The organism is Actinacidiphila sp. bgisy144 (assembly GCF_057708105.1).
This window is the reverse complement of the sequence record NZ_JBYIRM010000006.1, coordinates 96,537-108,782: the sequence shown is the minus strand read 5'-3', so window position 1 is coordinate 108,782 and position 12,246 is coordinate 96,537. Positions and strand designations below refer to the sequence as shown.

The 12,246-nt window shown below is 75.7% G+C and carries 14 protein-coding genes; 7 read left to right on the top strand and 7 right to left on the bottom strand.

All coding sequences use genetic code 11. The features are described from left to right. Positions 1-124: 124 nt before the first annotated feature. The 3 genes from AC3EVP_RS09265 to AC3EVP_RS09255 form a co-directional block, all read right to left on the bottom strand. Complete coding sequence (locus AC3EVP_RS09265) at positions 125-916, bottom strand: chaplin (RefSeq protein ID WP_435127999.1); 792 nt, start codon at positions 914-916, stop codon at positions 125-127. Positions 917-1,364: 448 nt separating this feature from the next. Next, a complete protein-coding gene (locus AC3EVP_RS09260; RefSeq protein ID WP_335976233.1) occupies positions 1,365-1,640 on the bottom strand; it encodes a DUF5133 domain-containing protein in 276 nt (91 codons plus the stop codon). A 279-nt stretch (positions 1,641-1,919) separates the two neighbouring features. Next, complete coding sequence (locus AC3EVP_RS09255; protein ID WP_435127997.1) at positions 1,920-2,102, bottom strand: hypothetical protein; 183 nt, start codon at positions 2,100-2,102, stop codon at positions 1,920-1,922. A 461-nt stretch (positions 2,103-2,563) separates the two neighbouring features. Here AC3EVP_RS09255 and AC3EVP_RS09250 point away from each other — a divergent pair, with 461 nt between their 5' ends. After that, positions 2,564-3,823 (top strand): MFS transporter, encoded by a 1,260-nt coding sequence (locus AC3EVP_RS09250; RefSeq protein ID WP_435128254.1) that lies wholly within the window; start codon positions 2,564-2,566, stop codon positions 3,821-3,823. Positions 3,824-3,968: 145 nt separating this feature from the next. Here AC3EVP_RS09250 and AC3EVP_RS09245 read toward each other — a convergent pair whose 3' ends face one another. Beyond that, positions 3,969-4,589: a nucleotidyltransferase family protein gene (locus AC3EVP_RS09245; RefSeq protein WP_435127995.1), complete on the bottom strand. Its 621-nt coding sequence runs from the start codon at positions 4,587-4,589 to the stop codon at positions 3,969-3,971. Then, on the bottom strand, positions 4,586-5,026 hold the full coding sequence (locus AC3EVP_RS09240; RefSeq protein WP_435127993.1) for a YchJ family protein: 441 nt from the start codon (positions 5,024-5,026) through the stop codon (positions 4,586-4,588). The genes AC3EVP_RS09245 and AC3EVP_RS09240 overlap by 4 nt, the downstream gene beginning before the upstream one ends. 162 nt (positions 5,027-5,188) lie before the next feature. Between AC3EVP_RS09240 and AC3EVP_RS09235 the strand changes: the two genes are divergently transcribed. Next, the gene (locus AC3EVP_RS09235) at positions 5,189-5,578 is read left to right on the top strand and encodes a hypothetical protein (RefSeq protein WP_335976241.1); all 390 of its coding nucleotides are present in this window, start codon (positions 5,189-5,191) and stop codon (positions 5,576-5,578) included. Between the two features lie 19 nt (positions 5,579-5,597). On the opposite strand, the gene AC3EVP_RS09230 is transcribed toward AC3EVP_RS09235, so the two are convergent. Continuing rightward, a complete protein-coding gene (locus AC3EVP_RS09230; RefSeq protein WP_435127991.1) occupies positions 5,598-6,260 on the bottom strand; it encodes an endonuclease in 663 nt (220 codons plus the stop codon). 111 nt (positions 6,261-6,371) lie between these two features. Beyond that, entirely contained in the window at positions 6,372-7,919 is a 1,548-nt protein-coding gene (locus AC3EVP_RS09225) for an ATP-dependent DNA ligase (RefSeq protein ID WP_435127989.1), read from the bottom strand. Between the two features lie 82 nt (positions 7,920-8,001). On the opposite strand from AC3EVP_RS09225, the gene AC3EVP_RS09220 reads away from it, so the two are divergent. From AC3EVP_RS09220 to AC3EVP_RS09200, 5 genes are all read left to right on the top strand, one after another. Continuing rightward, entirely contained in the window at positions 8,002-8,625 is a 624-nt protein-coding gene (locus tag AC3EVP_RS09220; RefSeq protein WP_335976245.1) for an alpha-ketoglutarate-dependent dioxygenase AlkB, read from the top strand. Positions 8,626-9,196: 571 nt separating this feature from the next. Continuing rightward, a complete protein-coding gene (locus AC3EVP_RS09215; RefSeq protein ID WP_435127987.1) occupies positions 9,197-9,703 on the top strand; it encodes a DUF5709 domain-containing protein in 507 nt (168 codons plus the stop codon). Positions 9,704-9,808: 105 nt separating this feature from the next. Continuing rightward, positions 9,809-10,339: a hypothetical protein gene (locus AC3EVP_RS09210; protein WP_435127985.1), complete on the top strand. Its 531-nt coding sequence runs from the start codon at positions 9,809-9,811 to the stop codon at positions 10,337-10,339. Positions 10,340-10,458: 119 nt separating this feature from the next. After that, complete coding sequence (locus AC3EVP_RS09205) at positions 10,459-11,400, top strand: anti-sigma factor RsbA family regulatory protein (RefSeq protein ID WP_335980923.1); 942 nt, start codon at positions 10,459-10,461, stop codon at positions 11,398-11,400. A 42-nt stretch (positions 11,401-11,442) separates the two neighbouring features. Beyond that, positions 11,443-12,213 carry a class I SAM-dependent methyltransferase gene (locus tag AC3EVP_RS09200; RefSeq protein ID WP_435127983.1) on the top strand — a complete coding sequence of 257 codons (771 nt, stop codon included), beginning with the start codon at positions 11,443-11,445 and terminating at the stop codon, positions 12,211-12,213. Positions 12,214-12,246 lie beyond the last annotated feature (33 nt).

Genomic DNA, 12,246 nt, shown 5'->3' with positions numbered 1-12,246 from the left:
ACCGGCCGTGCGGTGTCGTCCCTGGCCGCGGGGGCGCGGAAACCGATCGACCGGGGCGCGGTGGCTGGTGGTGGGGCCCCGGCCGGCGGCCCGAGGAGGGGTGCCGCCGGCCGGGGACGGCGGGTCAGCGCGGGCCGGCGCCGACGGGGCCCGCGCTCGCGGCGGTGCGGGAGGCCGGGCGCGCCTTGCGGTAGAGCAGCGCGCCGCCGAGCAGCAGCGCGGCGCTGGCGCCGGCGGTCCAGCCCAGGCCGTCGGCGCCGGTGTGGGCGAGGGAGGGCAGGGCCGAGGAGTCGGCGGTGTCGGCCATGTCCGCCCGGTCGTTCGGCGGCGCGGGGTTCGGCTGGTGGGCCGGCGGCGGGGGAGTGGCGGTGCGGGGCGGAGTGCTGCTGTTGACCGCGGTGTTGCCGAAGGCAGGGTTGCCGATGCCCACCACGTTGACCGAGTTGCCCGAGATGTTGACCGGGACGTCGACCGGCAGTTGGAGGGAGTTGCCGGACAGCACGCCGGGGGAGCCGGTGGCGTGGGAGGCCGCGTGGGCGCCCCCGGTGGAGTGGGAGCCGGCGGTGCCGGACTCGTCGGCCGGCTTCCCGGCGTGCTTGGCGGGCCGACCGTCGGTGGAGGCCTTCGACGCGGGGGCCGCCGGGGCCGCCGGGACCGCCGCCGTCGACGAGCCGGACGAGGTGTTGGCGCAGGTGTTGCCGAAGGTCGGGTTGAGCAGCCCGACCACGTCGACGGTGTTCCCGCACGCGTTGACCGGCACGTGCACCGGCACCTGCACCGAGTTCCCGGACAGCACCCCCGGCGAGCCCGCCGCCTGCGCCCCGGCCCCGGCGTCCGCCTGCGCGGCCCCGGCGGAGGCGAGCACACCGCCCGCGACCATCGCCGTGACCAGTCCCTTTCGGGCGACCTTGTTCATACCCTCACTGCCTTCCGGAACATAGCGAGCGCTATGCCCGCACCGGGGACAACGCCCGCACACGCCCGATCGAGTCGCATCCACCCGCCTTTTCATTCCAACGAGTGATGCCCCACTGGCACCCCCTGCCGCCTGCCGCTATGGGCGGATGGCCTGCGGCGGCCGCGAAACGCCAGGTCAATGGCGGCCCAGGGAAAAGGGCATGGATGTTCCATGACCTCGGGGGGAAAGGGGGAGCGGCGCCCGCGGGCCGGTCGGCGCCGGTGGCGGCTCGCGGGGTGGGACCGGTCGTCGGGACTCCCGTTGCCGGGGTCCGTACCGGTGAGGTGTGCGCGGGCGGCGGGTCGCGTGGACGTGCGCGACCCGCACCCGCGGGGTCGCCGTCCGGTACTCCGTCGTCCGGTCGGTGCGTCAGACTTCGTTCGGTGCTGCGGTGTTGAAGGGGCGGTCAGGCCGCGCTGGCGTCCTGCGCCGGGGTCGGGTCGAACGGATCGACCGCGATCGTGTCGATGTGGCGGCGCGCGGCTGCGAGCGCGGCCCCGATCTCCCGGGTGCCGGTCGAGACGCACAACGTGTACGTGGTGTCCTGCAACTGCTGCCGTACCAGGGGGTCCACGCCCTCCGCACGGTCCGACCCGTCCGCGCGGCCCTCGTCGACGACGGCACGGAGCGTCTCGTAACGCTCCACCAGGTTGCGCAGGACGGTCGGGTGGGCCATCAGCATGAGTTCGCTCCTCGGGGGTCGGTGAAAACGCCACACACGAGGGCCGTTTGCCCGATCCTGACCGCCGCATGCGAAATTCACGCCGAATTTACGTCGATTCGCGCATGAGACGCGTCACAGAACGGCCTGCTTCGGACACCCGTGGGTCGGCCGGGAGTTGCGATGTGCGTGAGGCCGGAAGCCGCCGACAGCCGCTGCCGGCCCGCCCGTTGCCGCCCTGACGGCAGGGGCCCGCCCCCGGAGGTCGTCCGGGCGGCGGGCGCCGCTCACGGGTCCGCGTCAGTCGATGCTGCGCAGGATGTGCGTCTCGCTGGGGTCGTCCTCGTATCCGGCGAGCCGAATCGGCGCGCACCTGGACCAGACGTCCAGCGGGCGCTCCTCCTCCAGCAGGGACGTGCCGTCCCGGTCGCGCCCGGGCTTGCTGTCCTCACCGTCGTTGCGGGTGAACCTGTCTGCTGACACCGCGCACTCCTTAGCGTCGCGTGGTCCGGTAGCGCCGGACGCGGCCGAACCGCGTCGCGTCATGGCGCCCGGGGGGAAGTCCTTCTCTGTCGGGCGGTGCGGACGCGGTGGCGCCTGATGCCGGTGCCGGAAGTGCAGCCGAGTCGGCGACGGATTCCGGGACGGGCCGCGGGGCCAGGTACTTCCCCGACAGCCTGCTCGTCCCGTTCAGCCTATGCCGCCGTACGCTCCGCCACCACCCGGTTTCGATCCGCATCCGCCACCCGGGTGGACGCGTCACCCGTGCGCCCACCCGGCGGACCCGCCGGTCCCCCGTCCGGCCCAGGTTGCTACGGTTTCGCGTGCTCAACAGCGAAGAAGACGACCGCGCCACCGCCGAGCCGACCGGCCCCGACACCGCGCCCGGCAGCGGCCCCGAGACCGCGCCCGGCACCGCGGCGGCCGGTACGGCACCCGCCGCGATACCCGCCCAGCGCCGCTCCCGGCTGCTCGCCGACGTCTCCCCGCTGCGCGAGCACCCCGACTTCCGGCGCCTGTGGTTCGGCAACGCCGTGTCCTACATAGGCCAGCAGATGACCGCCATGGCCGTGGCGCTCCAGGTGTACGCGATCACCGGCTCCAGCTTCTATGTCGGCCTGGTCGGCCTGTGCTCCCTGGTGCCGCTGATCGTCTTCGGCCTCTACGGCGGCGCCGTCGCCGACGCGGTCGACCGGCGCCGGCTGGGCCTCGTCACCGCCAGCGGCGCCACCGTGCTGTCGGCGGCGCTCGCCGTGGTCGCGATTCTCCACGTCCACCGGGTGTGGCCGCTCTACACGATCGTCGCCCTCCAGGCGGTGTGCTTCGCGATGAACTCGCCCGCCCGCTCGTCCATGATCCCCCGCCTGCTGCCGCCCGAGCGGCTGCCCGCGGCCAACGCGCTCGCCTCCCTGTCCAGCGGCGTCGGGCAGATGGCCGGGCCGATGCTCGGCGGCGTCTTCGTCGGCTTCTGGGGCTACCAGGCCGCCTACCTGATCGACGTCGCCGCCTTCACCGCCTCCCTGTACGCGATGTGGCGGCTGCCCGCGATGCTCCCCGGGGAGCCCGGCGCCGACCCGGCCGCGGCACGGCGCCGGCCGTCCGTCGTCGAAGGGCTGCGCTACCTCGGTGCGCGCCCCAACCTGCGGACGACCTTCATCTCCGACCTCGCCGCCATGGTGCTCGCGCAGCCCCGGGTGCTGTTCCCCGCCGTCGCGGGCCTGTGGTTCGGCGGCGACACCCGCACCGTCGGGCTGCTGGCCGCCGCGCCCGCGGTCGGGGCGCTGGTCGGCAGTGTCTTCTCCGGCTGGCTCGGCCGGGTGAACCGCCAGGGCTTCGCGGTGCTCGTCGCCGTGGGCTCCTGGGGCGCGGCCGTCGCCGTCTTCGGGCTGACCCGCAGCCTGCCGCTCGGCCTGTTCTTCCTCGCCCTCGCGGGCTGTGCGGACACCGTCTCCATGGTCTTCCGCAACACGATGCTCCAGTCCGCCGCGCCCGATGACATGCGCGGCCGCCTCCAGGGCGTCTTCCTGGTCGTCGTGGTCGGCGGGCCCCGCCTCGGCGACTTCCTCGCGGGCTCGGTGTCCGACCTGCTCACCCCGACCGCGGCCGTGGTCGGCGGCGGCCTCGCCTGCATCGTCGCGATCACCCTGATCGGCCTGTTCCAGCGCTCCTTCCGCCACTACGACGCCCGCGACCCGATCGCGTAGGCCGTGTCCGGCAACTGGCGTCGTCCCGCCCGACGGGCGGGGGACGGCGGAACCTGGTGCTCCCGCACGCCCCACGGCGTGTGAGGCTCCCCCAGAGCGCCGGGCGGGATCGGTCGGACATGACCTGGCACCGGCGACGGGGCGGTCAGGGCAGGGGGAGGGCGGTGAGGGCCGCGGCTTCGCGGTCCAGCGCCGGGTCGAGAGTGAGGGCCGCGCGGGCGAGGGCGGCGAGGTCGGCGGGGAAGCGGCCGGTGGGGCGGCCCGGGAGGCCGGTGCGGGCGTAGGCGCGGGTGAGCAGGGCGTGGGCGGTGGCCGGGTCGCCGCGGTGCAGCGCCTTGACCGCGGCGACGCCGTTGGCCAGGGCGCTGGCCGCGGGCCGCCAGGGGTGGCGGACGGCTGGGGCGCGGGGCGCGGCACCGGGCGCCGCGGTGATCTCCAGGTCGAGCCGCCAGAACGGCGGCAGCCCCTCGAAGGCGACGAAGAGCAGCCGGTGGCCGGGGTCGCCGGCACGGTCGGGGTCGCCGCGTACCGACAGCACCGGTCGCACCTCGGCGAGCACCTCGCCGGCCCGGTCCACGCAGCCGCCGAACCGCTCGTCCGGCACCGTCCACCGCGCGTCGATGTCGCTGTACGGGTCGGCCGTGCCCGTGGCGAGCGACCCGCGCAGGTCGGCCCGGCCGCCCGGGCAGGCCCGCGCCAGCACCTCCAGCACGTGGTGGGCCACCGCCGCGCGCACCACCGGGTCGAGCCCGGGCGCGGCACTCACGCGAGCGCGTCCACGTAGACCCACCGCCCGCCCTCGCGGACGAAGCGGCTGTTCTCCCGCTGCTCGCCGTCCCGCCCGTCCAGCCGGTAGCGGGCGCGGAACTCGACGGTGCCCTCGGTGTGGAAAGCGCTGCCCCCGGTGCTGCCGAGGATGTCCAGGCCGGTCCAGCGCACCGCCGGGTCGAGGTCGAGGTCCGGCGGCCGGGTGGCGGCGGCCCAGGTGCGCAGCAGGTACGCGGTGTCGCCCACGGCGAACGCGGCGTAGCGCGAGCGCATCAGCCGCTCCGCGGTGGGCGCGGGAGCACCTGCGTGCAGGGCGCCGCAGCACTCCCCGTAGCGGGCGGCCAGCCCGCAGGGGCAGGCGGCGGTGGCGGCGGGGGTGTCCCGGCCGGCGCGGGGCGCGGTCGGGCGGGCGGTACGGGCGGGGCGTCGCGGCATGCCCCGATTGTGCCGCAGGCGGCCGGGCGCGGATCACCCGGAAGGTCCGCGCCCGTACGGCCCATCAGGGGGTTTTGGCCGGCACACAGTGGACATGTGCAGGGCGTGGTCCGCTGTGTCCGCGGACCGTCCGTCGCCGGTCCACCCGGAAGGACAGCAACCGTGAGTACCGCGCAAGACCAGCAGGAACCGCCCGTCGACCCGTCCTCGCAGGTCGCGGTCGTCGTGGACAGCTGCGCACGACAGGACGCGGCGGCCGTGTTCGCCGCGCTCCAGGCCAGCTTCCCCTCCGACCGGGCCGCCGACGACGCACCCGAGGAGACCGAGGGCGAGCACCCCACGGTGTGGTCGGCCACGTTCGACGTGTCCCGCACCCTCGGCCTGGCCGACCCCGGCCGCCTCACCGCGCCCGTCACGCTGACCGCGCAGGGCGGCTATCTGGCCGTCGACCGGCTGCGGGAGGGCCTCGCCGAGGCGTTCGCCGTCCGCGTCGTCGGCACCGCGGCCGGTGACCAGGAACAGGAGGCGAAGCTGCGGCTGGAGAACCGGTAGGACCGGTCGTCCGCGGCCCTCAGCGCGCGGCGGCGGCCGCCTCGGCGACCGTGGCGGCCGCGTCCTTGTCGAGCGAGGCGCGCACCAGCGACGCGGCGAGCACCGCCGGTTCGGCGCCGTCGGCGAGCCGCGTCAGCTGCTCGGGGGAGTCCGGCAGGCCGAGCAGCCGGGCGCCCTCGAGCGCCTTGGCGTCGAGATAGGGCGCGTACTCGGGCCAGACGGCCTGGGCCTCGCGCAGGAAGATGTCCGCGCCGGCGGGCCCCATCCCCGGGAACTCCCGCAGCTCGCGGCGCAGGGCGCCGACGTCGCCGTCCGCGCGGGCGCGCATGCCGCGCAGGTCGCCGCCGTACTCCGCGCTCGCCAGCTCCGCGCCGTCGCCCAGCTGGGTGGCGGTCCGCTCGTCATAGCGGCGGTAGCCGCCGCGGCCGAGCGCGTCCACCCGCTGCTGCCAGGTGGCCCGCGCCATCGCGCGCGGGCTGCGCATCCCGGCGGCGGACAGCTCCTTGGCCGCCGCGACGGCGACCCCCGCGCGGATACGGGCGCTGAGCAGGCTCGCCAGGACGAGCAGGCGGTAGAGCGGCTGCGGGGTGTCGGTCAGGCGGATACCCGCCTCGTCGGCGTAGGTGCGGCCGTAGGCGCGAAGCAGGGCGCGTGCCGTGTCGCGCCGGGTGGTGCGGGCCATGGCGGCTCACCTCTCGTCCGGTGCTCGGTCGGTTGCTCCGGTCGTATCTCGACCTCGGGTACCCGCTCGGCGCGGCCGCAACCGGGGAGGCGGGGCCCGGGCCCCGGCACCTCAGCCCGCCTGCCCGCCGTGGACCGCGCGGACGGCGGCCACGGTGTCCGCCTGGTCCGCCGTCTTGTCCGGGCGGTAGCGCAGCACCCGGGCGAAGCGCAGCGTCAGGCCCGCCGGGTAGCGCGGGGAGGTCTGCACCCCGTCGTAGGCGACCTCCACCACCAGCTCGGGCCGCACCGTGACCAGGTGGCCGTCGTCGGAGACCGCGCGGGCCAGCAACTGCTCGGTCTGCCAGGTCAGCAGCGCGTCGGTCAGGCCCTTGAAGGTCTTGCCGAGCATCACGAACGAACCGTCCTCGGCCCGCGCCCCCAGGTGCAGGTTCGACAGCATGCCGGTCCGGCGGCCGTGGCCCCACTCCACCGCGAGGACCACCAGGTCCAGGGTGTGCACCGGCTTGACCTTCAGCCATGTCGCGCCGCGCCGCCCCGCCGCGTACGGGCTGCCCGCGCCCTTGACGACGACGCCCTCGTGGCCGCGCTCCAAGGTCGCGGCGAAGAACTCCTCGGCGGCGCGCACCTGCTCCTCGTCGCCGGGGTCCGCGACGGTCAGGCGCCGCACCCGGTACGCGGCCGGCACCAGCGCGGCCAGCGCCGCGTGCCGCTCCCCGTACGGCAGGTCGAGCAGGTCCCGGCCGTCGACGAAGAGCACGTCGAAGAAGACCGGGTGCACCGGCAGCGCCGCCGCGGCCGTCGCCACGTCCACCCGCGAGCCGACCCGGCCCGCGGTCTCCTGGAACGGGCGGGGCCGCCCGTCGGCCGCCAGTGCCAGCACCTCGCCGTCGAGCACGAACCGCTCCGCGGGCAGCGCCGACGCCGCCGCCACCACCTCCGGCAGCCGCGCCGTGACGTCGTCCAGGGTGCGGGTGAAGACCCGTACCCGGCCGCCGTCCCGGTGCACCTGGACCCTGATCCCGTCGAGCTTCTCCTCCACCGCACACGGCCCCAGCCGCGTCAGCGCCTCCGCCACGCCCTTCGCCGAGCCGGCCAGCATCGGCAGCAGCGGCCGCCCCACCGTCAGCGCGAACGTCGCCAGCGCCTGCGGGCCGCGGTCCAGCAGCGCCTGCGCCACCGGCTCCAGCGCACCCGCGAGCATCACCGCCCGCCGCACCTGCGGCGATTCCGCGCCCGTCGCCACCGCCAGCCCCTCGACCGCCGCCGCGTCGAGCGCGCCCTGCCGCACCTCACCGGTGAGCAGCCCGAGCAGATACTCCTGCTCCGGCGCCGTCGCCAGCCCGAACAGGTCCTGGAGCAGCGCCCGGCGCCCGGCCTGCGCGCCCTGGCCCGACACCTCCCCGACGGCCGTCAGCGCCGCGTCCACCGCCCGCACCGTCAGCGTCGGCTCCGCCGCCGGGGCGGCCCGGCCCCGCAGCGCCGCCCAGCCGATGCCGAGGCGGCCCTGCGGCAGGCGGCCGGCCAGGTAGGCGATCGCGATCGGCGCGTCCTGCGGGCTCGCCGCCCGGAAGAACTCCGCGAGCAGTTCCGTCTTGCGGGTGCGCGCGGAGGTCCGCGCGACCTCCCGGGAGACCCGGGCGACCTCGGAGAACAGCATGCGACCATCCTGCGCCGCCCCGGACCGCCCTGCCTCGCCCATGCAATCGAATGTTCGTACGAATATCGGTTACGCTGCTGGTATGCACCATCAGCAGGCGTCCCTGTTCGGCATCGGCGAACCCGGTCTCGGGGACCTCGCCGCCGTCCGCCGGACCCCGCTGGGCTCCGGCGCCTGGATCGACACCCTCCCCGGCTGGCTCACCGGCGCCGACGACCTCTTCGAACGGCTCGCCGCCGAGGTGCCCTGGCGGGCCGAGCGCCGTGTCATGTACGACGACGTCGTGGCGGTGCCCCGCCTCCTCGCGCACTACGGTGCCGGGCAGGAGCTGCCCGACCCCCTCCTGGACCGGGCGCGGGACGCCCTCGACGCCCACTACGCCGACGAACTCGGCGAGCCCTTCGCCACCGCCGGGCTCTGCTACTACCGCGACGGGCGGGACAGTGTCGCCTGGCACGGCGACCGCACCGGGCGCGGCAGCCGCCACGACACGCTCGTCGCGATCCTCTCCCTCGGCGAGCCCCGCCCGCTCCTCCTCCGTCCCCGCGGTGGCGGTCCCGCGCAGCTGCGGTGCCCGCTCGGGCACGGCGACCTCATCGTCATGGGCGGGTCCTGCCAGCGCACCTGGGACCACGCGGTGCCCAAGACCCGCGGGGTCGTGGGCGGACGCATCAGCGTGCAGTTCCGGCCTTCCGGGGTTCGCTGAACCCCCCGGGGGTGGGGTGTGCTGCGGTTTCCGGGACCTTGCGGTCCGTGGTGGCTGGTCGCGCAGTTCCCCGCGCCCCTGGAATGCGCTCGGGCCCTCCCGGGGTGCCGGTCCCCGGGGGGTGGGGTGTGCTGTGGTTTCCGGGACCTTGCGGTCCGTGGTGGCTGGTCGCGCAGTTCCCCGCGCCCCTGGAATGCGCTCGGGCCCTCCGCGGATCGTGGTTCCTGCGATCGGTCGGCATAAAGACCCTCAGGCGCGCCACAATCCGCGGAATACCCGCACATACCCAGGGGCGCGAGGAACTGCGCGACCGGCCACAGTGAACTGCAAGGTCCCGCGCCCCACAGGACCCACCCTCCGGTGGGGCGGGCGCCGCGGGGATACCCGCACATGCCCAGGGGCGCGGGGAACTGCGCGACCAGCCACGGCGGACCGCAAGGTCCCGCAAGCCACAGGACCCACCCTTCCGTGGGGCGGGCGCCGCGGGGGAACCTGAGCTGTCGTTTTGGGTGAGAGCGTAAGGGTAGGCGGTGGTTTGGTGAAGGGTCCTCGACGGGATGAGAGCGGGCTGATGAGCGACCGGCAGGTCGGAGCGAACGGGTTCGGGTGGGGGGACGACGTGTATCGGCAGGAGGAGGACGACGGGCTGTTGGAGCCGGAGGACACGTTGGAGGACCGGGGCGTGGCGGACGTACTGGACGAGGGTTACTCCCCGCCCGAGAGACCGCTGGCGGTGGAGGAGAGCGGGACGACGGGGGAGGAGCAGCGGGAGGGGGAGTCGCTGGACCAGCGCCTCGCACGGGAACGGCCGGACCGGGAGGCGCCGGAGGGCGACGGTCTGGGGGACGCGCCGGACACGGACGGGGAACTGGTGGACCCGGAGGCGGGCGAGGCGCGCTCGGGGCGGCTGGTCGGCCCCGACGAGGGCGCGCACACCCGGCGGGACGGCGAGATCGGCGCGGACGTGGGGATCGACGGGGGCGCCGCGTCCGCGGAGGAGGCGGCGGTGCACCTGGTGGCGGACGAGGACCTGCCCGACGAGGACCTGCCCGACGAGGAGGACGGCGGCGGCCGGTGAGCGGGCGCCCCCGCCCCGGCGGCTCAAGGTGAGGAGCGGGGACGGCCGGGCCGTTGCACCGTAGGAGGTAGGGGTCCGTGAGCGCAGGAGAAGGAGCCGGTGGCGATGAGTGGAGCGGGCGAGCGGGAGAAGGCGGCCGGCGGCGGCCGCGGCAGGTGGGGTCTGAGGCGCCGGCATCAGGAGGACGGCTCGGGGAAGAAGGGTCAGCACGTGCCGACCGGACTGGCGGCGAGCCTGGTGACGTCGGGAGGGATGCTGTTGGCGACGGTGGAGGACCTGCGGATGCGGGACGTGGACGCCCCGGAGGAGCTGCGTCCGCTGGCCGACATGTTCGCGCGGCACTGCGCGGCCAAGGAGGCCACGGTCCGCAAGGTGCTGGAGCGGCACGGCGAGAGCGCCCGGGTGGTGGCGCGGGACCGGCAGGAGGGCGATCTGATCCAGGGCATCCTGGACCGGGCGCTGACCGGGCGGCACCCGGAGGACACCCGCCGCCTGACGATCGACGGCGCCCTCACCCAGATGTACCAGTACCTCTTCCACGAGCGGCGCGACCTGGTGCCGGCCCTGGAGCGGGCGGTGCCGGACGACGAGAGCGAGACGCTGTCGGCGGCGTTCGAGGCGATCAACCACGACTGACACCGGGCGGCACAGCCGGCCCGGCCCGGCGGGCAGGGCAGGGCCCCTGCCCAAGGTCATCTTTTCGGGGGCGCATACTGTCGGCACCGGCACAGGTGTCCGAAAGGGGGTGGGAGGACATGGGGGAGTCCGCGGACGCCTTTTCGCACCCCGCCTGCTTCTACCGGGACGACGCCGAGTACCTCGAGAGCACCCTCGCCTTCGTACGGGACGGCCTGGCCGCGGGCGAGCCCGTCGCCGTCGCGGTGCCCGGGGAACGGCTGGCCCGGCTGCACAACGCGCTCGGTCCGCTCGCCGACGGCGTGCACTTCACCGACATGGCCAGCGCGGGCCGCAACCCCGGCCGGATCATCCCCGGTGTGCTCGCCGCCTTCGCCGACGCGCAGCCCTCCGGCCCGGTCCGGATCGTGGCCGAACCCGTCTGGCCCGGCCGCACCCCGCTGGAGTACCCGGCCTGCGTGCAGCACGAGGCCCTGGTCAACGCCGCGTTCGACGGGCGCCGCGCGACCATCCTGTGCCTGTACGACGCGGCCCGGCTCGCCCCGCAGGCCCTGGGCGACGCCTGCGTCACCCACCCGGTGCTGATCGAGGGCGGCCGCCGCCGGCCCAGCGCGCACTACGCGCCCGAGATGGCCGCCGCCTCCTACAACGTGCCGCTGGCCGAGCCCCGGTTCGCCGCGTCCTTCCGGTTCGACGACGACGGGCTGCGCGCGGCACGGCAGTTCGCGGTCCGCGCGGCCGACGCGCTCGGGCTGACCGGCCGGCGGCTGGACGACCTGGCGCTGGCCGTCGCCGAGCTGACCACCAACAGCGTGCGGCACGGCGGCGGTTCGGGCGTGGTGCGGATCTGGGCGGAGGACGGCCACATCGCCTGCGAGGTGCGTGACGGCGGGCGGCTCGCCGACCCCCTCGCCGGCAGCCGCCTGCCCCCGCCCGGCCGCCCCGGCGGCCGCGGCCTGCTCATGGTCCACCAACTGGCCGACCTGGTCCGCACCCACACCGGCGCGGCCGGCACCGCGATCCGCTGCTACCTCACCCTCCCCCCGCCCGCGACCGCGTAAAACCGGTTGCCGCGCCCTGGCGCGGGCCGCGACGCTGAACCGATGGACCGGACCTTCGACGCGCTGGTGGCCGAGGCCGACGCCGTGTCCGTGGCCGGCTGGGACTTCTCCTGGCTGGACGGGCGGGCGAGCGAGCAGCGGCCCTCGTGGGGCTATCAACGGCTGATGGCCGAGCGGCTGGGCCGGGTCTCGGCCGCGCTGGACCTCCAGACCGGGGGCGGCGAGGTGCTGGCCGGCGCCCCGGTCCTCCCGCCCGTGATGGCCGCCACCGAGTCCTGGCCGCCGAACGTCGCGAAGGCCACCGCCCTGCTCCACCCGCGCGGCGCGGTCGTGGTCGCCGACACCGACGAACCGCCGCTGCCCTTCGCGGACGCGGCGTTCGACCTGGTCACCAGCCGCCACCCGGTCACCGTGTGGTGGCAGGAGATCGCCCGCGTGCTGCGCCCCGGTGGCACCTACCTCTCCCAGCAGGTCGGTCCCGCCAGCGCCGCCGAGGTCTACGAGTACTTCCTCGGGCCGCAGCCGTCCGGCGCCGGGGACGCGCGCGACCCCGGGACGGCCCGGGCGGCGGCCGAGGCGGCCGGCCTGGAGGTGCTGGACCTGCGCCTGGAACGGCTGCGGATGGACTTCCACGACATCGGCGCGGTGGTCTACTTCCTGCGCAAGGTGATCTGGATGGTGCCCGACTTCACCGTGGACCGCTACCGCGACCGCCTGCGCGACCTCCACCGCCTCATCACCACGCAGGGCCCCTTCGTCGCCCACTCCACCCGCTTCCTCATCGAGGCCCGCAAACCGCAGCCGCAGCCGTAGCCGCACCCGCGGCCCGGCCCCCGGGCGGGCGGC